We start from the raw sequence: 18,733 nt of genomic DNA on the forward strand, positions 1-18,733 counted from the left end.
TTAAGGATGCAGGGCTGTTAACGGCAGTTTTTTGCTTTCATACGACATCACCGGGACCCGATCTCAGCCCGGCAGCAATGTTCATGTTAATGTCGATCACTATGGCCAGTTTTTCAGATTCAGGAAAGGCAATTATTTCAAAAATGCGTTTATCCACGAAAAGACTGAGACTGAGGATATCTTCCCGCAGCTTTTTCGGCAGCGGGTTATCCGGAGCGGACAGTTCCGCCTGAAAAAAACTCCAGATCTTCTGGTTGAACTTGAGCGCTTCCTGCAGTTTTTTTTCACGGTCGGGCGCGCCCCAGTTATCCTGACAGGCCTTCAGCATCTGCGCAGCCCTGGTCAGTACCGAGGCTTCCAGTTCTCGTCCGGTCAATGCTTCCTTTTGAAGGTTGGCGTATTCCTTGATCTGATTAGCAAGCATTTTTGATGAGCTCCTCTTCGTAGTCGATAAGGTCTTGTGTCAGTTTCAATGCCTGATAGCAATTGCCGCCGACGAGAAATTCGCTGATCCTGTCCAGCGTCGGGACCATGCTGGGTGCAGCATCCACAAGAGCCTTGACCAGTTCCCAGTATGTACCGGTGTAATTGGAAAGATTGCCGTCATCGATGTACATGAGCTGGATGACTAGGTAGAGCCTTCGGCAGGGGGTGGTGGCCTCCTGCTCAGCCAGGATGTCCTTCTCCCGAAGGATCGCAACCTTGTTCTCAACGTAGAAGTCAGTCGCCTTGGCACCGTTCCTGATGACGGCACCACCGATGATCATCCGTTCGCCTGGTTTAAGGGAAATTTTAAGTGCCATCCGTAACCATTCGTTCTAGGCCAGCAATCTCCGTGCATCGGCCGCCAACCCTGATTGCTTTATGCCAAGGGTTGTTACGGCCACATCGAGCTTGCCCAGTGCGTGATAAATCTCGTCATCCGTTGCATCCCGCTCCGGCATCGCCGGTAGTTCGGGGAGGTCAAGACCGCCGGGACCTGCATGTACCTCCTGGGCATTGATCATCACCACGTCCCCCTTTTCGGTGGTGACCTTGATACCGCCGGATTCCCCCGCAGCCGGATCACCCACTATTTTAGCATACTCCGTGCCATCGGGAGGTAGTGGCGGCACCGTCAGGGCATCGATCTGCTTGCGCAGTGAGCTGTAGCTGCGAAGCAGCTTGAGCCTTTCATCGCTTCCCGGAGGAAAGGGTGGATAATTTTTGACGATTGCCTCCAGGGTCTCTTTCATCTTTGCAATGTTGTCGCTTATGGCGTTCATGACCTTTCCGGCGGCATGAATGGCTCCGGCGGCAGAGGCAATGGCTTCCTTGGTGGAATCGATGCGGACAAATTCCTGGTTTGCTCCCCCTGAGGCAACAAATGCCACGGAATCCCCCGCAGCATTTCTGTTCTTCATTCCGTTCTGTACGTCAACAGTTTGACCGACAGGTGCGGTACGGGTCAAATTTACCGGCACTTGGTCGTTATTTAAGGGTTGTATGGCCATTGGAGTCACCTCCGTAAAAAAGGGGTGGAGGGGATTTCCCCTCCACCCGGTTCTGCGGCCTCTTATTAGAACAACCGGAGAATCGACTGTGCTGCCTGAGAAGAAAGGCTCAGGGCCGTGGTACCCAGAGACTGGCGGGTCTGCAGCATCAGCATGTTGGCGCCTTCCTGGTTCATATCAGCCAGAGTCAGGTTATCGGAGCCGGTGCTCAAGGTATTGATCATACTGGTGGTGAAATCCTGGCGGGTAGTGATGATGTTCAGGTTGGCCGACAGGGTCTGTGTTTTGGACCGCAGGGTAGTAATGGCGGAATCCATCTTGCCGGAGTCGGTAGTGATATCGGTATCTGCCGACCAGCTGTTGGAGTTCGCGGTCATGGCAAGACCGGTCGAGTTGGCGCTGAAGCCGGAAACTGACAGGGTCGAGGTTGCGTCTTCATTGAAGTTGACGGTGATGTTCTGGTTTTGCAGCAGGTTCTTTCCGCCATAGGAGGCGTCGGAGGCCAATTTGTCGATCTGTTGACGCAGAGTATCGTATTGGCCTGCCAGGGTGGCGCGGGTTGTCGTGTTGGAAGTGGAAAGAGCCGATGTGGCAAGACCTTTGGCGGACTCGATCAGGCTGGTGATAGCGGAAATACCGGCATTGGCGGCCTTTACCTGCTGGACGGCCTCGCTCATACCGTCTTTACGGGAATCGAGGTCGCCGGCACGTTGTACATAGCTCTGGGCGGCGAAGTAGTTGGTCGGATTGTCGAGAGCCGAGTTAACTTTCTTGCCTGAAGAGAGACGGTCCTGGGTGCGGTTGAGAAGATCTGAGGTTTTCTGCATGGTAAGAAGGTTGCTTCTCATGCCTGCGGTCAAAGAAATGTCGCTGATAGCCATGGTGATTCTCCTTTTCTAGGTTTTTTCGGCATTCTTGCCGATTGTTGCACCGGTTGCCCGGCTTGCCGTAGTGCAGTGGAGGCTCACGATTCTTCGTAATGCCCCGGTGACCGGTCTCACATTCTGCATTTGGAAATCTCTTCGGTGTCAAACCGGGGAACTTTAGGAGAATAAGCATCTGGCTGTATTTTTTTTCTTTCATCTTGGCACCAGCTTTTTTTATGCCGTTGCAACATGCCCAGCAGCATCGAGTTGATTCCCGAAAAGCGGCAGTATTTTTCCCAGGCCTGCCTGGCCCGGCGGCAACGGCCAAGTAGCTCGGTACTGCTCTGTTGCGATATCCATTCATAGAGCAGCTGGCCGGCCCGGTATACCTCCTGCTCGGGAATCCGCACCATGAAGGCAGCGTAATCAATATCTGAAGCAAACGGCAGGATGCAGCCATCACCCACAAGAACCGGAATCCGCCCCATGGACATGGCTTCGAAAAACCGGAATGTGTTTTCTCCTGTTCCACGGGGGCAGAGAACCGTCAGAGACCGGGCCATATATTCCAGGAACCGGGCCCTTCGACGGGGAAGCTCATCCACCGGGAGATGGCCGTAGAAGCGCTCGCATGTGTCAAGATAGCTGACAAGGCGTTTCTCGCCGATTATGCTGTCCATGAGTGGGCCACGGATCGGACTGGAGCCGATGAAGCCTATAAAACTGGTATGATAATCAATGCGCGCAAGATCGTAGTGGAGATAGGCGCTGAAATCCTCGGTGCGGTAAGGGAAAACGCAGGTAGCAGGGTCGGCATTGAATGTAGAGGCACTGGTCCTGAAGATGACCGACTTTATGCCCAAAGGCTCGCTGTTATCGTGAACGGTGAGGAAGACATGCTTTTCCTCGTCAGTGGCGAAATGGGGAAGCTGGCGAAGAAAGCGGGCGGCCCCCTCCCCGCCGAAATTCTCCAGCAGCTCGTCGATTCGCTCGGGAAACACTATGAAATCGGCATCCGCAGGTGAATCGACCTCGTCGTAGCTATCCCGGCATGGGGAGATGGGCTTGCCCAGTTCATCTTCCTGCCAAATGCTCAGCACATCGTAGCGGGGGGCTGCAACCTCCTGTCCCCCCTTGGGATCGTCATAAAGCAAGGGAATTTTCATCGCATGGAGCAAGGGGGGCAGCAGATAATCAATCCCTGATCGGTAAAAGTAAATTTTCAGTTTGGGAACGGCACGCTCTAGAAGAGCCTCCTCCACCCGCGCCATGACCGATGACCAGTCCCCCGCCTGATCCTGACGGAACAGGCGCATGGACGGATACCAGGGGCTGTCGTTACGATCCAGGAGCCAGCGCCAGTCGGCTGACCTGCAAAGGAGCGTCCAGACCTCTTTCCCCAAAGCTCCGGCAAGATGACAGACCGAGGTGTCGATGGAGATAACCAGGTCCAGATTGGCAATCAGGGCGGCTGTATCTGCGAAATCAGCGATCAGGTAAGTCAGATCCCTGATCTGCCCGCCGAAAGGCACCGCTTCAAGCTGCTCCTTACCGTCCCCCATCTGCAGTGCATACCAGCTGATCCCGGCAACGGTGAACAGGGGGCCAAAGTCCTCCAGGGAACAGGCGCGGCGGCGGTTTTTCTCCGTATTCAGCCGGCCCGACCAGACCAGTCCCACCTTGAACGCACGGTCGTTCTCAAGCCGCCTCGCCCATTCCTTGACCTCCTCTTGCTCAGGCTGCAGGTACGGTACCTTCCCCGGGATAGTCTCCAGTTCAGTCCCAAGAATCAGGGGCAGCGACATCAAGGGTATATGCAGGTGAAATTCGGGCCAGGCATCGCCGTCAACCAGCACCCTCTCCACCCCATCCACCCTTGCCAGCAATCCCTTCAACTCGGTAGGGCCCGCCACAACGACCTTTCCTCCAAGCCCAGCCACAAGTGGGATATAACGGATGAATTGAATGATGTCGCCGAACCCCTGCTCCATGTGCACCAGAAGAGTCCGGCCGGGAAAGGGGCTACCGTCCCACTGGAGCTGAGTGAAGTATCTCCTGGGGGTGCTGAAGCCTTTGGTCACCCAGCGCCACTCGTATTCCTGCCAGCCCTCCCGGAAACTCCCGGTGAGGAGAAGCAACAGCGCCAGATTAAAGTGTGCCTCAGCATAGTCGTGACGAAGGAGGATCGCCCGTCGGTTGCAGGTCATGGCATCCGACCAGTTTCGCTGTTCTTCCAGGGCAAAGCCCAGGTTATACCAAGCCTCAGCATACAGGGGGTCGAGGGCAATGGCCTTGCGAAAAAGCTCCGCTGCCTTCTCCAGGTCTCCAGCCATCTGCACGACAACGGCCAGATTGTTCCACGGCTCTGCATTTTCCGGGTCAAGGGCGATGAATCGCTCGAAGGTAGCCCGGGCCTCTTCCAGCTGCCCGTTTTCCATATAGGCAAGACCCAGGTTGTTGAGGAGCGCCGGCTGCCGGGGGGCAAGCTGCAACGCCTGCAGGTAGGCGGCAATGGCCCCCGCGTAATCCCCTGCTCCGGCCAGGGCATTACCCTGCCGGTAAAAGTCCTGGGCATGGTTCACGGCAGCATCTCCCCGAGAGCCTTCTTCACCTCCGCCATAACCCCCTGCCAGTCCCCCGGCTGCCGCTGACGGAAAAGCCGCATGGTCGGGTACCAGGGGCTGTCGTTGCGCTCAAGCATCCAGCGCCAGTCAGGAGCATAATGGAGCAGGGTCCACACCGGCCGGGCCAGTGCCCCTGCCAGATGGGCAACCGAAGTATCGATGGTGACAACAAGATCCAGATTGGCTATGAGGGCTGCGGTGTCGGCAAAATCCATTATGTGCGACGTCAAATCGACCAGCTTTCCTTGAGCGACCCACGGCGCCGCCTGGTCCGCATCGGGGCCTACCTGGAGGCTATAGAGGGTGACTCCCGGAATTTCGGCCAGGGGGGCAAAAACCTCCAAACCACAGGTCCGCTTGCGGTTGCGCACCAGGTTCTGTCTACCGGCCCAGACGATCCCCACCTTCAGCCCGGAATCGATGTCAATCTTTCCCTGGAAAACCTGCAGACGGTTGGAATCGGGAATCAGGTAGGGAACCTCTGACGGAACGTTTTCCAGCGTAGTGCCGAACAGCAGCGGCAAGCTCATGAGGGGGAAATAGCAATCGGCCTGCGGCAGTGTTTCTCCAGCAACAAAGGCTTCTTTGACCATCGGCACCCGTTCCAGGGCCGGCTTCAGGGCTGCGCTCTGACATTCGACCAGAACCGTGCCTCCCCTGCCTGCGACCATGGGGGCATAACGTACGAATTGAAAGGCGTCCCCGCCCCCCTGTTCGGAGACAAGAATAATTTTCTTGCCCCCCAAGGGCTCCCCGTCCCAGAGAGGAAGGGGCAGCTCTCGGCGCGGCACCGGCACGCTCTTTTTCCAGCGCCATTCATAACCCTGCCAGCCTTCCATGAACGTCCCTTTCATCAGGCAGGCCAGGGCCAGGTTCCATCGGGCGTCAGCATAGTCGGGATCCAGCTCCAGCACCCGTCTATGGCAACTGATGGCCCGGTCCAGGTCCCCCCACTCCTTGTAGGCTACCCCCATATTATTGAGGGTCATCGGGTCGTCGGGCCTGAGTGCCAACGATTGCCGGTAGGCCTGGAGCGACTCTTCGTACTGCCATTGGGAGAGCAGGGCGTTGGCCAGGGAGTTCCAGGTATTTGCCTTGAGAGGATCAAGGGCCAGCGCCTGGCGGTACAACGAAACTGCCCCGGGCAACTCCCCCTTCTCCTGCTGGATATCCCCCATGTTGTGCAGGGTGTCGGCATGATCGGGCCGTAGAACTCGGGCCTGCGCGTATTCCGCCACTGCCTCGTCCAAGAGATTCTGTCCCTGAAGAACAAGCCCCAGATTGTAATGGGCCTCGGCAAAATTCGGATCAATCTTCAGTGCCTCGCGGTAGCAGCCGGCTGCCTCCTCAATCCTGTCCAATTTTTTCAGGGTGTTGCCCAGGTTGAAGTTGATGACGGCCGAGCCGGGAAGGAGAGAAAGGGCCTTCTGGTAGTAGCCCAAGGCTTCTTGATGCCGTTCCTGGGCATCCATGGCGCTTGCCAGGCAGTTGTAAATCTCCGGCGAGAAGGGGTCCATGAGGCGCGCCTTGAGCAGAATGGACTCCGCTTGTACCGGATTGCCGCTCTCCAGAAACGCCATCCCTTCACGGAGATAATCCTCGGCAGTCACGGATTTCCCCGCTTGCTCCGGCTGTTCTCCAATGGTGATAACTTGTCTCTTTTGCGCCGCCAGGCGGCAAGCCAGAGCATGGAACTGCTCAGCAGCCTTGTCCCAGCGCAGCCCCTGCATATCTTTACCGGCATGGATGCTTCTGGCCCGCAGAGCCTGGCGGACGGCCATGGCAAGCTCCACCGTTTCCACCACCTCATCCAGTAAAGGTTCGAACCAGAGGGCGAAGGGAATATTGTTGCGATTGACGAGGAGCGGTTCATAGCAGGTCAGGGGGAAGGCATTGGCAGGGGTGATAACGTCCCCATGGCCGCTGGCGTCCGAAGCAACGACCGTCCTGCCACAGGCCATGTATTCGCACATGATCATGTTGTTCCCCCCTTCGCAGCGGTTGGGAAAGAGCCCCAGGTCCGTCTCCCGGTAGACATCCCGCATCCGGGCATTGTCCAGCAAGGGATGGAGGATGACCCGCTCCAGGGGAAGACCGTTCTCCTCCAGCGTCCTGCGCAGGATGGCCATGCACTCCTCTTCGCCATGACGGTAGGTGATATACCGGGAACCCTGCATGGTGGCCATGGAGAATGGCCAGTGGTTGTACCAGGCACAGGAGAGCCACAGCTGCGGATGGCAAGCCATGAGGATCTTCATGGCGGCAATGACGATATCCTGGGATTTGCGGCTCTCGAACTTCCCTCCAGAAAAGATGATGAATCGCCCGTCATCCGCTCTTTGCGGTGCGGGGAAAAAATTGACAGGGTCGATCCCCTGGAGGATGGTGCTGGTATTTCTGATTCCGCCGATGCGGAGATGCTGCTCGCACCAGCTGGATCCGGCAACGATGTGGTCCCACTCGGCGGCGGCCCGCCTGGTATGGCGGAGCACCTCGATGTCATCCTCGAAAAAGGTGTAGCCGATATTGATCCTGTCCCAGGCTTCGGGGTTCAAAGGCTTTAGATCGAACCCGCCTATACAGTGGAGGGTGACCCCCTCGACCGGGGGCAGTTTTGCCACTTCCCTTGCCAGGTATTGCCCGGCTATTCCCCATCCATGGGCGGAACCGGACGGCATGGACACTTTCATCGTTTGAACCTCTTGATTTATATTCTCTGTGGAAAAGAGCAACTACTGTACCAGCCGTGTTGAGCAGCACTGCAACTGGATTTACGGGAAGAGAGTTGTTGTGTCATTAAATTGACCAGCCAATGCCGATCATTACACCGAGGAGCAAGTATCCATTAGAACGCCATGCAGTAATTATTGCTGCATGGGGTGAGATATGTTAAAATTTGCCCGGCAAAACAGCCAGTAAACCAGGGAAGCCAATGACCGCACCGACCGTCAACTACGCAGACAATTTCAAGCCCGATCAGCAGATTCTTGCCGCCATCCGCTTCAAGGACAATAAACTGTTCGAAAGCAACGCCGTCGTTACATCCATCCAATCGAACATCCTGACCATCGAACTGCTCGGTGAGGGGCTCCGCGACGATTGGCAGATGGCGGCGGGCACGGAACTCCATCTCACCTTCTGGACCGGTTGGGCCCATTATCGCTGTAACGGCAGAATTGAAACGATGGATTCAGACCGCACACTCCGGGCGAAGCTCTCGGGTCCCGTTATTGAGCAGCAACGGCGGGATTACTTCAGGCTGAACCTGGTCATGCCGGTAGGATACCGGGTCCTGAAAAATCAGCTGCCGGCCACTGTGGAAGAGGAATGGACGGCTGAACGGCAACGCTGTCTCTCCCTTCCGGAACCGGTCATGGAAGCTTTCGGCGATAGTTTCAAGGTGGTGGATTGGTGCGGCGGGAAAGACCTGCTCCCCATGGAGATCAATCTCAGCGGCGGCGGCATCCGCCTGAAGATGCCAGAAGCGGTGGCGGCTGGAACCCTGTTGAGCGTCGACCTTTTTCTTCCTCTGGTCCCGCCGCGGATCATTCACACGGTGACAGAGGTGGTCCGCTGCAACGAGGTCAACCTCCACTGCGAAAAGGGGACCCAATACCGGGTCGCCATGCGTTTTCTGCACATCGACGAACAGGAGCGGGAAACCATCATATCCTTTATTTTCAGCGAGCAGCGCCGGCTGCTGCAGCTAAGCCAGGACCGCATCGTCCCCATCCACTGAAATGAAAAAGCGGCTCTTTTCGCATCTGGCGAAAGAACCGCTGGGACCTCTTCACTCTTCAATCTTCACTCTTCTACGGTTCTCCCCTCTCGCTCTCCGCCGACAGCAGCACTATATCCACTCGCCTATTCCTGCTTCTCCCGTCGGCAGTGCTGTTGTCCGCCACCGGCCGGTATTCGCCGAATCCTGTCGCCGAGATTTTTTCCGGCTCGAAATCGTAATGCCTGACCAGATACTGGACCAGAAAGATGGCCCGGGCCGTGGAAAGTTCCCAGTTTGAGGGAAACATCCGGGAATTGATGGGAACGTTGTCCGTGTGCCCCTCCACCCTGACCGGATTGGTGTAGTTGCCCAGCGATTCTGCCACATGAGCCAGGAGAGGATACGCGCTCTGCTGTACGATGGCGCTCCCCGAATCGAAAAAACCCGCCTCCTTGAGGCTGACCACCAGACCCCGCCGGTTGATCTCGACGCTGACTTTGTCCTGGGCGCCCGTTTTCATAAGATAAGCTTCAATGGCCGCCTTGACCGCCTTGAAATCCTTCTCTTCAGCATGAGCCTTGGCCTTGCCGCCCCTCACCGCTTTTTCCGGAACGCTCTGCGGCCGCAGAGTGGGAATGATACTGATGTTGCCCGAGTCGATGATGCGGGGCTTGGGGGAGGAAGAAGTCTTGTTGTAGCCGAATGATTCCCGCAGGGATTCAACGACCTCTTCCACCTTTTTCTTGTCGGTCTGACTCATGGCGTAAAGGGTGACGAAAACAGCAAAGAGCAAGGTTATGAAATCGGCGTAGGAAACCATCCACCGCTCCATGTTGGGTTCTTTTTCAGGTGCCTTTTTCCTGGCCATCTATTTGCCCTTTTTGGCGCCAGCGCCCCCTTCAGGCAGGTAGGCACGCAGCTTCTGCTCGATGAAGTGGGGATTTTCGCCATTCTGGATGGCAATCAGCCCCTCGATAACCATCTCCTTCTGCAGAATGGCCTCTTGCAGCCTCTTTTTCAGTTTCGTCCCGCAGGGGATGCAGATGATGTTGGCGGTCATCAGGCCGTAAATGGTGGCGACGAAGGCTACGGCGATGCCGGCCCCCAGCTTGGAAGAGTCAGACAGGTTGTTCATGACGTGAATCAGCCCTAAAACGGCACCGATGATGCCGATGGTGGGGGCATATCCTCCGGCCGCCTCGAAAATTTCTGCGCTGACCTTGGCGTGCTCTTCGAATGAGTTCAGCTCAATCTCCATGGTTTCCCTGAGCTTTTGCGGGTCGATACCATCCACCACCAGGGAGATGCCCTTCTTGGTGAAGGCGTCCTTGACCGTCTGTGCCTCCTGCTCAAGGGAGATCAAGCCGTTGCGCCGGGCCTTGGCCGCATAATTGATGATGTTCTTGATCACCGCCTCAGGGTCGTCCTTCGGCGGGAAGAGGGCCTTGCGCGCATCCTTCAGCGCATGCAGGATGCTCTCAAGGGGAAAACTGACAAAAGTTGCGCCCATGGTGCCGCCCAAGACGATGAGGGCGGCCGTGGGCTGAATGATGGCGCTGACATGCCCCCCTTCAAGGATCTGTCCGCCGATGACCGCGCCGAAACCCAGTATCAGACCGATTATAGTTGCTATGTCCATTATTCGAGCCCCTACGGAAAACCGCTGTCAGAGAGGACAGACCGGCCGGTAGTTATCCTTGCGTTGCCGCAGGAGGTACTTTCGTTTCACATCTGTAAAGGAACGGCGTTGAATGCCGGCCTTGAAGGTGATGATCCGGCCGACGATCACCGCCGCCGGCTCAAGGACCAGGTAACGGTTACCGTTCAACAGGGCAATGTGGGTATCAGGGGTCTCCTCGATGGTCTCGATTAGATCCGGATTGAGATATAACTCGCTGCCGTCCATTCGCGTCAGTCTGATCATGCCGCACCTGTCTCCAATGTTGCTCTTTACCATTTGTTTCGGTCTGAAGAACCGAATCTTTAGCCCGATTTTGGATGAAAGTTGCCGCAGGCTTTGAATTCGCGCTGAAAAAAAAGGCCAACTTGTGCGCCAAAGCGCTCGAATGGCCTTTAAAGAAGGGCAGAACAGAGTAACTGCCTGCTTTTCAAATGTAGTCAAGCAAGGACAACTGGCTGATTTTGGCGGTAGCGGACAAGGCGGCCTGAAAGGCGGTCTGCTGCTGGGTGAGTTCCGTGGCTGCCTTGGCATAATCCACATTCTGCTTGCTGCCGATGATGTTTTTCAAGGTGTTCTGGTTGTTGACGATCATGGTCTTGGCGTTGTCCAACCGCATCTTGTTCCCCGCCACCACGCTCTGGGCCGCGTTGATCTGATCGGCCGCAGCCTTCATGTTCTTTACCCCATCGGTGATATCGGCGGAGGAACCGGTGGTGATGGCATTGATCAGGGCATTGATGTTGGCAATGATGTCGGTCGGTCTGGTACCGGCACCGGCACCTGAAGCCGACCCCACCGGAGGAGTCCCGCCGCGAAGCAGGTCACCGCCGGTGATATTGATGGCGACGGACGAGTTTTTGGCAATGTTCACATAAATGTCGTCATCGGTGCCGTTGAAGGTCCCGGCGGCATCGAAAGGTGCCGTACTGTTGTCGAAACCGCCGAAGACATACTGGTTGCCGATCTGGGTGTTTCCAAGGTCGATCAGCTGGTCTTTCAGCTGTGTGAGATTGGTTGTGGCATTGGCGATCATGTTGGGATCGGTGCTGGTGCTGATCATGTTGCTGGCGACGGTTTTCACCTGGGCCATGATCGACGCCATACCGCTCAGGGCCGTATCCGTGATGCCAAGCCAGATGTTTCCCTTATCGATGTTGCTCAGGTACTGGTCCCCCTCGGTGACCCCGTTCTGCAAGGCGAGGATCTGCCGCGTCGAAATGGGATCGTCGCTTGGCCGGTTGATGTTGGAGCCGGAAGCCAGCTGTTCCTGCAGCTTGTCAAGTTTCGACCTTCCCTGTTGGAGGTTATAAAGGGCATTGTCTGCCGTCATACCCGGAGTAACACGCATCGTCATATCTCCTGTCCCTGTATTACTACCGCACCATCGCCAGGATGGTATCCATCATTTCGCCCCCGGCCTTAACCAACCGTGCCGCCCCTTCGAAGGCCCGCTGATACTTGAGGAGATTGGTCAGTTCCTCGTCCAGTGAAACGCCGGAGTTGGATTCCCGCAAGGTATTCAACTGTTTCAAAAAGGCCTCGCCCTGTGCCGTGGTGTTTTTCGCCTGCTGCACATCGACGCCCACGTTACTGACGAAGGCGTTGAAAAAGTCGGCTACGGTGCTGTTGCCGGTGCTGAAGGCAAGGGCCGCGTCCTTGATCCCGGCAATAAGCAGGGCATTGCGGTTGTCCCCAGGACCGGTGGTCGGGTTGGCGCCCGCGGCGATTATGGCAGGATCGGCAACTATGGCGCCGCGAACGGCGATATCGGCGCTTGTGGTGCCGGTGAAGAAATCTTCGTTGGTGGTGCCGCCGAGGCCGGTGCCGGCCCGGTGCTGGGTGTTGACCTGGATGATGACATTGCCCGCCAGTTCGTTCAGCATGCCCAGGTAACCCGGCACGATGTCGTCCCGCACCTGCAATGTGCCGCCGATTTTGCCGTAGGCGTTGCCGGCGCCGCCGATCGTGGCGGTCACATCTGTAAGAGGGGCGCCTGTCGGCGGGTTTGCCAGATCGGTGATGTAAATATGATTCTGCGGCGGCACCCCGACAGCTCCGGTGACCACATTGCGGTACTGATTGCCGCTTACCAGTGTCTCTCCGCCAAGAGTGGAAACGGTTATCGTTCCATTCGCCTGTTCCGCAGTGGTTACCCCCACCTGGCCAGAGAGTTCCTGGATGAGATAGTCCCGCTGGTCCTTCATTTCGTTGACATTCCCCCCCATTGCCTGGGTGGTCATGATCTGCTGGTTGAGCTGAGCGATGCTACTCAATTTGTCGCTGATGTCGGCGGTGATGCTGACCAGGTCCTGGTCCGAACGGGTGATCACTGTATTGAGACTGGTATTCAGCTGGTGAAAGGTGTCCACCAAAATTTGGGAACGGGCGAGCATTGCCTGCCGCTCAGGGCTCCCCTGGGGATTGAGGGAAAGGTCCTGCCATGCCCCGAAGAAACTCTCCATGGCCTTCCCCAGGCCGTCGGTCGTCACCTCGTTGAAAAGGGGCTCCACTTGCTCCAGTGCTGTCTGTTTCGCCAGGTTCTGCTCATAAGTGCTGTTGCCGTTGACTACCTGCGTCTGCAACAGATTGTCGTAAGAACGCTGAATGGCAACGACCTCTACCCCACCGCCAATGGGAAAACTGGAGGCAATATTAGCCGGCCCGCTTTCCATGATGACCCGTTGCCGGGAATAGCCGGCAGTGTTAACATTGGCGATGTTCTCGCTGGTCACCTCGATCGCCTGGCGCTGGGCGGCAATCCCCCTTGTGGCAATACTGAAGATGTCGTTAATCCCCATTCATATCTCCTTGCACACCAGCCTGGCTCCGCCGCTGCCGGTTCGCAACGTCCCGGCTTCGCCATAGGTGGCGGCATTATTGAATACGTTGTTGAAGAATTTGAGCGAACGGCCCACCAACCCCAGGGAATCCTGGAGCAGGTTACGATTTCGGGAAAGGAGGGTATCCAACTCCGTGGTAGAGCTAGTGAGATTATCCTGCACTCCCTGCAGAACGGTACGCTCCCGTACGGAGATCCGTGCAATGAGGGGCGACAGCCTGTCGTTACCCTCAAGCCCCAGCGCTGTCCCGGCCTTTGCCAGAAGGACTTTGCAGTCACCATTCAGGCGTTCGAGCCGAGCCATGGCATCGTCTATTTCCGCCTGATTGGTCTCAAGCCGTGCCAGATCAAGCGCGGTTATGCAACTCTGTTCCTCTTCCAGCAGCCGATGCATATCGTCCAGAAGCGCCCCTTTTTCCTGCAGGGTCATTATGAGCTCGTCTATACCAGCAGTCATGCCCAACCTCCAGTCCCGTAACTCTCCATCATCTTTGCCGCCACCAGCTCCGCATCGACCCGGTAAGTGCCGAAGCCGAGCTCTTGCTTCATCAATGCCACCCGCTCGAGTCTCATTTCCGGCAGGGCGGCAACCGATTTTTTCAGTGCATCTATTTCCCTGCCTGCCGGGGATATCTCGATAATATCTGACGGGCCGGGTGTGCCGTTTGCTGCTTCCGTTACTGCGGTTTTACCGTGATAGAAATCAATGATGTGTAACTGGCTCTGTTGATCTACTTTCACCGAAACCGCCTTTCGTCATCGCAGCTCTGCCGTGTCAGTCACTGCCGGGCTTTTTCCTTCCCGCCCCTGCAGCCGTCAATTGTTTTTCAATAATGCGGGCAAGGCCTAGACTGCCGTTTTCCGCCACAGCCTTTGCGTATTCCTGGTCCAGAAGGGAACGGTACACATCTTCGCCGTGGCCGCCGCCGGTCAGGGTGTCCCCGCCGACCGTTTCGCGCATGGATTTGAGCATCATGCCGACGAAAAGGCTTTCGAATTCCTTGGCCACCTTCGCGGCATTAATATTCTTCTTTTCGGCCGATTGCTGCCCGAGCTTTAGGGATTGTGTCCGAAGGGTCTCCAGCGGCACGGTCGGCAAGGCCCTTTCTTTGATCTCCATCGGTTCGTCCCTTTCATCTGCTGTCATATGCCGGTTCCGGGCCGCTGTCCGTCATCCTATATGACCGACAGTTCCGCGTTCAGCGCCCCTGCTGCCTTGATCGCCTGCATGATGCCGATCAGGTCGCGAGGTGTTACCCCCAGGGCGTTGAGGGCACGCACCACATCGCTGATGTTGGTTCCCTGTGGCACCACAGCCAGGCTGCCCCGATCCTCCTTCACCTTCACGGCTGTCCGTGGGACGACCTTGGTCTCGCCGGTCCCAAACGGTGCCGGCTGAGAAACCATCGGCGTTTCCTTCACATGGAGGGTCAGGTTTCCATGGGAGACCGCCACGGAAGAGATGCGCACATTCTCGCCGATGACGATGGTGCCGGTGCGCTCGTTGAGCACCACTTTGGCCATGACGTCGGGGTTGACCTCAAGCCGCTCCAGCTCGGCGACGAATTCCACCGGCCTGCCGAGAAAGCTATCGGGCAGAGCCAGCTGCACCGAACCCGGATCGGACAGTGAGGCAACCTGGGCCTTGAACTTCCCGTTGACCGCTGCAGCTATCCTGGAGGCGGTGGTAAAGTCGGGCTGATGCAGGTTGAGGCGCAGCACATTGCGGCCGGCCAGCACGTTTGGCAGTTCCCGCTCCACCAGCGCCCCGGCCGGGACCCGCCCGGCTGTAGGATGATTCTTCTGCACGGTCGCCGCCTGTCCGCCGTAGGAAAAGGAATTGGTCAGCACCGCCCCTTGGGCTACGGCGTAGACCTGGCTGTCTCCCCCTTTCAGCGGAGTCATGAGCAAGGTCCCGCCAGCCAGACTCTTGGCATCCCCCACCGACGAAACGAGCACATCGAGGGTATTGCCCTGCTTGGCAAAGGGGGGGAGCGTGGCGGTCACCATGACCGCCGCCACGTTTTTGACGGTGATGTCGGCACGGTTGATGGTGATACCCATCCGCTCCAGGGTGTTCACCAGGGACTGGACCGGGAACTTGGTCTGATCGCTGTCGCCGCTGCCGTTCAGCCCGACGACGAGGCCATACCCCATTAACTGGTTTTCCCTGACGCCGTCGAAAGCGGCAATGTCCTTGATCCGCACCGCAAGTGCCAACTGGGGCAGCAGAAGCAGCAGTATTACTAAAGTACAAAAAGTCCTGGTCATATTCCCATGAACCTCGTTATGGACAATGGTCAGAACGGCCAGATGACGTCCAGTATCCCCATGAGCCAGCCCGGCTTCTGTCTGTCGCTGATGATACCTTTGCCGCTGTATGTGATGCGGGCATCGGCAATATAGATGGAGTTGACCACGTTGTCGGCACTGATATCGCGGGTGCGGACGGTGCCGGTAAGGACGATAACCTGGTCCTCGTTGTTGACCTTGACGTTGCGCTTGCCTTCGATGAGCAGGTTGCCATTGCCGATGACGTCGATGACCTTGGCAGTGATTGTGGCGTGCAGGTTTTCTTCGCGGGTGGTTTTGCCGCTGCCGTCATATTTGGAGTCGTAGCTGGCGCTCAAAAGCTTGTTCAGGTCCATCCAATTGGAGATGCCGGTGACGTTGGTTTCCAGCCCCATCAGTTTTGGGATTCCGGCGGAAATACTGCTGCCGCGGCTGGTGCCGGTCGTGGCTTCTTTACTGGCGCTGGCCTGTTCCGTAATGACCACGGTAACCGTATCCCCTCTCCTGCGTGCCTTGAGATCTTCGGCAAAACCTGCCGAGGAGTCCTGCCAGATGGAGCCATTGGCATAGCTGGGCCTCGCCTGCTGCAGCTGTTCGTCAAAAGCGGGGGTCCTAACCTCCGAACTCTGGAAGGAGCAGCTGGTCAAAAACAGGGGAACAGACAGCACCAGGCATTTTGCGACCGTTCGAAGATCCATGGCTAAAAGTCCACCTTTACCGTTTCCCCATCGATGACCCGTGCCGGGAACTCCTTTTGGGAGGAGAGGTTTCTCACCATGATCGTATCCCCTTCCGCCCCCGCATTCCTTGCCTTGCCGGCAGCCGTAATGCGCAAGGTGCCGCTTTCCGCGATGATGGTGACCAGCTGACCGCTTTTAACGAGCGGCACCCGTTCCAGATTATCAGGCCTTATGGGGTTGTTGCCGCGCACGGCGGTCCGCACCCGCTTGCCGACGACCTCTTCCACCGAGCGGACGAATCGTCCCTGCAACCGGGAGAGTCCCCTCTTCTGCACCGCCACGTCCGCCGCGCCGATGATCTGACCATGTTCGAGAGGACGAGCCGCCACCACCATCTCGGCAAAGGCTTCCACCTCCACCTTGACCGGCACGTTGCGCTCGACCCGCCCGTCCACCCTGACGATCAGGGCAAGATTGGCGTTCCCCCACCCTTCCCAGCGATCCGGCGCCACCATCTCGTAGCTCACCTCTCCGGCAGGAAGGGACAAGTCGCCACTGTAAGCGATCGTCCTGATGTCGATCTCCAGCCCCAGGTTGTCGCATTTCTGCCGCAGGTAGTCCGAAACCACCCGGCGCACCTCCGCCTCCTTCACCACCTGTCCTGCAGCCAGTGCATGGGAACCGAAAAGAAGCAACATTAGCGCTGTCAATAAAATGACTCTCATTGCCATGCTTTCTGGGGCGAGTTTTTTTCGTGAGTTCAAGGCAGTCAAAGGATTACGCGGAGGCGTACCGGTGGGTACGCCGCACAAGCAATCCTGCAGACGAACGCAGAAATCGCGGAAAAGGCTCGTCCTCCTATCTACCGCTTCAGGTTATTTGCGGTCTGCAGCATCTCATCCGCCGCCTGCACCGCCTTGGAGTTGATCTCATAGGCCCGCTGGCCGACGATCATGTTGACCATCTCTTCGGCGACGCTGACGTTGCTCATTTCCAGATAGCCCTGGCTGATGGTGCCGATGCCGTTCTGGCCGGAGGTTCCGGTCGTGGCCGTTCCCGAGGACTCGGTTTCCTTGAAGAGATTGTGCCCCTGACTGGAAAGGCCGGCCGGATTGGAAAAAGTGGCCAACTGGATGGTGCCGACGTTGGTGGGCGTGCTCTGTCCCGACTGGATGACCGAGACGGTGCCATCATTGCCGATGGTGATGCTCGTGGCATTGCTGGGAATAACCACCTCCGGCAGAAGCGGATAACCCTCGGAGGTCACCACCCGCCCCTGACTGTCCTTTTTGAAGGCACCGGCACGGGTGTACTCAGTGGAGCCATCAGGCATCTGGATCTGGAAAAAACCATCACCTTCGATGGCGATATCCAACTCATTGCCGGTCTGGGTAACGTTGCCGGTGGTAAAAATTTTGGTGACGGCAGCCGGCTTCGAACCAAGACCGACCTGGATGCCGGTGGGAATCTGGGTGGAGTTCGTGGATGGCGCCCCGCTGGTGCGCATGCTCTGGTACATGAGGTCATGGAAGTCGGCACGGCTCTTCTTAAAGCCGGCGGTGTTGACGTTGGCCAGATTGTTGGCAACCACATCGATATTCAGTTGCTGGGCCTGCATCCCCGATGCGGCCGTCCATAATGCCCTGATCATTGCTACCTCCGTAAATCGGTTCTATGTTCTATGTTCTATGTTCTATGTTCTATGTTCTATGTTCTATGTTCTATGTTCTATGTTCTATATTCGGGGCGTAAGTTTTAACCTAGAACCTCGAACCTAGAACCTAGAACAGCCTTAAACCCTTCCCAGATCGTTGGCCGCTTTCCCGGTCAGATCGTCATAGCTCCGCACCACTTTCTGGCACGATTCGAAGTAGCGGGTGGTCTCGATCAGCCGCACCATCTCGGCAACCACATTGACATTGGATCCCTCAAGGGCTCCCTGTTGCACGGTCGTGGCCGTAACGGCGACCGGCGTATCCTGGGGATTGATGGGGACAAACAGTCCCTCCCCCAGTTTCTGCAGGTTGTACGGCTTGGGGAAATCCACCACCTCCAGGGTGCCTACAGGAGTGCCGTCCACAAGGATCGCCCCCTTGGCGTCGATATCCACCTGACCACCGCTGATAGTGATCGGCCCGTTACCCTGTACCTGGTAGCCTTCGCTGGTCACCAGCCGGCCGCCGGCATCGAGACGAAAGTTTCCCTGACGGGTATAGGCCCGCCCCTGTGGAGTGGTGACGACGAAAAAGCCATCCCCGTTCAGGGCCAGATCGAGAGTGTTGCCGGTCTGGGTGAGCGGCCCGGGTGAATAATCGGTGAAGAACTTTTCACCGCTGAAAACGGGGGAATCGCTGAGCGTCCCCGGCTGTTGCGTCTGGCTCTTGGATGAGGCAAGGACGCTCTCGAACTGCAGGCGGTCCCCCTTGAATCCGGCAGTATTGGCGTTGGCCAGGTTGTTGCTGATCACGTCAAGCCTGCGCATGGCCGCCAAGTTGCCGGAGAGCGCCGCATAAAGGCCGCTGTTCATGTATTAGCTC

General features: G+C 57.2%; 20 protein-coding genes. 1 reads left to right on the top strand and 19 read right to left on the bottom strand.

Going from position 1 to position 18,733, the window contains the following annotated elements:
• Window positions 1-37 precede the first annotated feature (37 nt).
• The 6 genes from flaF to ML541_RS02075 all read right to left on the bottom strand — a co-directional run bounded on the left by flaF (window position 38) and on the right by ML541_RS02075 (window position 7,673).
• Entirely contained in the window at window positions 38-424 is a 387-nt protein-coding gene (gene flaF, locus ML541_RS02050) for a flagellar biosynthesis regulator FlaF (RefSeq protein WP_243370211.1), read from the bottom strand.
• Window positions 414-803: a flagellar biosynthesis repressor FlbT gene (locus ML541_RS02055; RefSeq protein WP_243370213.1), complete on the bottom strand. Its 390-nt coding sequence runs from the start codon at window positions 801-803 to the stop codon at window positions 414-416. Before ML541_RS02055 ends, flaF begins: the two co-directional genes overlap by 11 nt.
• Before the next feature lie 15 nt (window positions 804-818).
• Window positions 819-1,493, bottom strand: a complete 675-nt coding sequence (locus tag ML541_RS02060; RefSeq protein ID WP_243370215.1) for a hypothetical protein — start codon at window positions 1,491-1,493, stop codon at window positions 819-821.
• Window positions 1,494-1,558: 65 nt separating this feature from the next.
• A complete protein-coding gene (locus ML541_RS02065) occupies window positions 1,559-2,374 on the bottom strand; it encodes a flagellin (RefSeq protein ID WP_243370217.1) in 816 nt (271 codons plus the stop codon).
• A gap of 116 nt (window positions 2,375-2,490) precedes the next feature.
• Window positions 2,491-4,941, bottom strand: coding sequence for a tetratricopeptide repeat protein (locus ML541_RS02070; protein ID WP_243370219.1), 2,451 nt, complete (start codon window positions 4,939-4,941; stop codon window positions 2,491-2,493).
• Entirely contained in the window at window positions 4,938-7,673 is a 2,736-nt protein-coding gene (locus ML541_RS02075) for a tetratricopeptide repeat protein (RefSeq protein ID WP_243370221.1), read from the bottom strand. Before ML541_RS02075 ends, ML541_RS02070 begins: the two co-directional genes overlap by 4 nt.
• A gap of 242 nt (window positions 7,674-7,915) precedes the next feature.
• Between ML541_RS02075 and ML541_RS02080 the strand changes: the two genes are divergently transcribed.
• Window positions 7,916-8,722 carry a PilZ-like domain-containing protein gene (locus ML541_RS02080; protein WP_243370223.1) on the top strand — a complete coding sequence of 269 codons (807 nt, stop codon included), beginning with the start codon at window positions 7,916-7,918 and terminating at the stop codon, window positions 8,720-8,722.
• 73 nt (window positions 8,723-8,795) lie between these two features.
• On the opposite strand, the gene ML541_RS02085 is transcribed toward ML541_RS02080, so the two are convergent.
• From ML541_RS02085 to flgF, 13 genes are all read right to left on the bottom strand, one after another.
• Window positions 8,796-9,572, bottom strand: coding sequence for a flagellar motor protein MotB (locus ML541_RS02085; RefSeq protein ID WP_243370224.1), 777 nt, complete (start codon window positions 9,570-9,572; stop codon window positions 8,796-8,798).
• A complete protein-coding gene (locus tag ML541_RS02090) occupies window positions 9,573-10,343 on the bottom strand; it encodes a flagellar motor protein (protein WP_243370226.1) in 771 nt (256 codons plus the stop codon). It lies immediately after the preceding gene.
• A 27-nt stretch (window positions 10,344-10,370) separates the two neighbouring features.
• The gene (locus tag ML541_RS02095; RefSeq protein WP_243370228.1) at window positions 10,371-10,628 is read right to left on the bottom strand and encodes a flagellar FlbD family protein; all 258 of its coding nucleotides are present in this window, start codon (window positions 10,626-10,628) and stop codon (window positions 10,371-10,373) included.
• Window positions 10,629-10,812: 184 nt separating this feature from the next.
• Window positions 10,813-11,733, bottom strand: coding sequence for a flagellar hook-associated protein FlgL (flgL, locus tag ML541_RS02100; RefSeq protein ID WP_243370229.1), 921 nt, complete (start codon window positions 11,731-11,733; stop codon window positions 10,813-10,815).
• Window positions 11,734-11,758: 25 nt separating this feature from the next.
• A complete protein-coding gene (gene flgK / locus ML541_RS02105; RefSeq protein WP_243370230.1) occupies window positions 11,759-13,183 on the bottom strand; it encodes a flagellar hook-associated protein FlgK in 1,425 nt (474 codons plus the stop codon).
• Window positions 13,184-13,681 (bottom strand): flagellar protein FlgN, encoded by a 498-nt coding sequence (locus ML541_RS02110; RefSeq protein ID WP_243370231.1) that lies wholly within the window; start codon window positions 13,679-13,681, stop codon window positions 13,184-13,186.
• Entirely contained in the window at window positions 13,678-13,965 is a 288-nt protein-coding gene (flgM, locus tag ML541_RS02115) for a flagellar biosynthesis anti-sigma factor FlgM (RefSeq protein WP_243370232.1), read from the bottom strand. The genes ML541_RS02110 and flgM overlap by 4 nt, the downstream gene beginning before the upstream one ends.
• 34 nt (window positions 13,966-13,999) lie before the next feature.
• Window positions 14,000-14,371 (bottom strand): rod-binding protein, encoded by a 372-nt coding sequence (locus tag ML541_RS02120; RefSeq protein WP_243370235.1) that lies wholly within the window; start codon window positions 14,369-14,371, stop codon window positions 14,000-14,002.
• A 29-nt stretch (window positions 14,372-14,400) separates the two neighbouring features.
• Window positions 14,401-15,495 carry a flagellar basal body P-ring protein FlgI gene (locus ML541_RS02125; protein ID WP_243370237.1) on the bottom strand — a complete coding sequence of 365 codons (1,095 nt, stop codon included), beginning with the start codon at window positions 15,493-15,495 and terminating at the stop codon, window positions 14,401-14,403.
• A 29-nt stretch (window positions 15,496-15,524) separates the two neighbouring features.
• Window positions 15,525-16,214 (bottom strand): flagellar basal body L-ring protein FlgH, encoded by a 690-nt coding sequence (locus tag ML541_RS02130; RefSeq protein ID WP_243370239.1) that lies wholly within the window; start codon window positions 16,212-16,214, stop codon window positions 15,525-15,527.
• A gap of 2 nt (window positions 16,215-16,216) precedes the next feature.
• Entirely contained in the window at window positions 16,217-16,921 is a 705-nt protein-coding gene (flgA, locus tag ML541_RS02135; protein WP_243370241.1) for a flagellar basal body P-ring formation chaperone FlgA, read from the bottom strand.
• A 137-nt stretch (window positions 16,922-17,058) separates the two neighbouring features.
• A complete protein-coding gene (gene flgG, locus ML541_RS02140; protein ID WP_243370243.1) occupies window positions 17,059-17,847 on the bottom strand; it encodes a flagellar basal-body rod protein FlgG in 789 nt (262 codons plus the stop codon).
• A gap of 141 nt (window positions 17,848-17,988) precedes the next feature.
• Window positions 17,989-18,723 carry a flagellar basal-body rod protein FlgF gene (gene flgF, locus ML541_RS02145; RefSeq protein WP_243370245.1) on the bottom strand — a complete coding sequence of 245 codons (735 nt, stop codon included), beginning with the start codon at window positions 18,721-18,723 and terminating at the stop codon, window positions 17,989-17,991.
• Window positions 18,724-18,733 lie beyond the last annotated feature (10 nt).

It is taken from the genome of Geotalea sp. SG265, from assembly GCF_022808985.1.
In the GTDB taxonomy this organism is placed as follows: Bacteria; Desulfobacterota; Desulfuromonadia; order Geobacterales; family Geobacteraceae; genus Geotalea.

Coding starts and splice junctions, on each gene's coding strand:
- ML541_RS02095 (WP_243370228.1), bottom strand. CDS start 10,628: ATGATCAGACTGACGCGAATGGACGGCAGCGAGTTATATCTCAATCCG.
- flgL (WP_243370229.1), bottom strand. CDS start 11,733: ATGCGTGTTACTCCGGGTATGACGGCAGACAATGCCCTTTATAACCTC.
- ML541_RS02125 (WP_243370237.1), bottom strand. CDS start 15,495: ATGACCAGGACTTTTTGTACTTTAGTAATACTGCTGCTTCTGCTGCCC.
- flgK (WP_243370230.1), bottom strand. CDS start 13,183: ATGGGGATTAACGACATCTTCAGTATTGCCACAAGGGGGATTGCCGCC.
- ML541_RS02085 (WP_243370224.1), bottom strand. CDS start 9,572: ATGGCCAGGAAAAAGGCACCTGAAAAAGAACCCAACATGGAGCGGTGG.
- flgA (WP_243370241.1), bottom strand. CDS start 16,921: ATGAGAGTCATTTTATTGACAGCGCTAATGTTGCTTCTTTTCGGTTCC.
- ML541_RS02065 (WP_243370217.1), bottom strand. CDS start 2,374: ATGGCTATCAGCGACATTTCTTTGACCGCAGGCATGAGAAGCAACCTT.
- flgF (WP_243370245.1), bottom strand. CDS start 18,723: ATGAACAGCGGCCTTTATGCGGCGCTCTCCGGCAACTTGGCGGCCATG.
- ML541_RS02110 (WP_243370231.1), bottom strand. CDS start 13,681: ATGACTGCTGGTATAGACGAGCTCATAATGACCCTGCAGGAAAAAGGG.
- ML541_RS02075 (WP_243370221.1), bottom strand. CDS start 7,673: ATGAAAGTGTCCATGCCGTCCGGTTCCGCCCATGGATGGGGAATAGCC.
- flaF (WP_243370211.1), bottom strand. CDS start 424: ATGCTTGCTAATCAGATCAAGGAATACGCCAACCTTCAAAAGGAAGCA.
- ML541_RS02080 (WP_243370223.1), top strand. CDS start 7,916: ATGACCGCACCGACCGTCAACTACGCAGACAATTTCAAGCCCGATCAG.
- ML541_RS02130 (WP_243370239.1), bottom strand. CDS start 16,214: ATGGATCTTCGAACGGTCGCAAAATGCCTGGTGCTGTCTGTTCCCCTG.
- ML541_RS02060 (WP_243370215.1), bottom strand. CDS start 1,493: ATGGCCATACAACCCTTAAATAACGACCAAGTGCCGGTAAATTTGACC.
- ML541_RS02120 (WP_243370235.1), bottom strand. CDS start 14,371: ATGACAGCAGATGAAAGGGACGAACCGATGGAGATCAAAGAAAGGGCC.
- flgG (WP_243370243.1), bottom strand. CDS start 17,847: ATGATCAGGGCATTATGGACGGCCGCATCGGGGATGCAGGCCCAGCAA.
- ML541_RS02055 (WP_243370213.1), bottom strand. CDS start 803: ATGGCACTTAAAATTTCCCTTAAACCAGGCGAACGGATGATCATCGGT.
- ML541_RS02090 (WP_243370226.1), bottom strand. CDS start 10,343: ATGGACATAGCAACTATAATCGGTCTGATACTGGGTTTCGGCGCGGTC.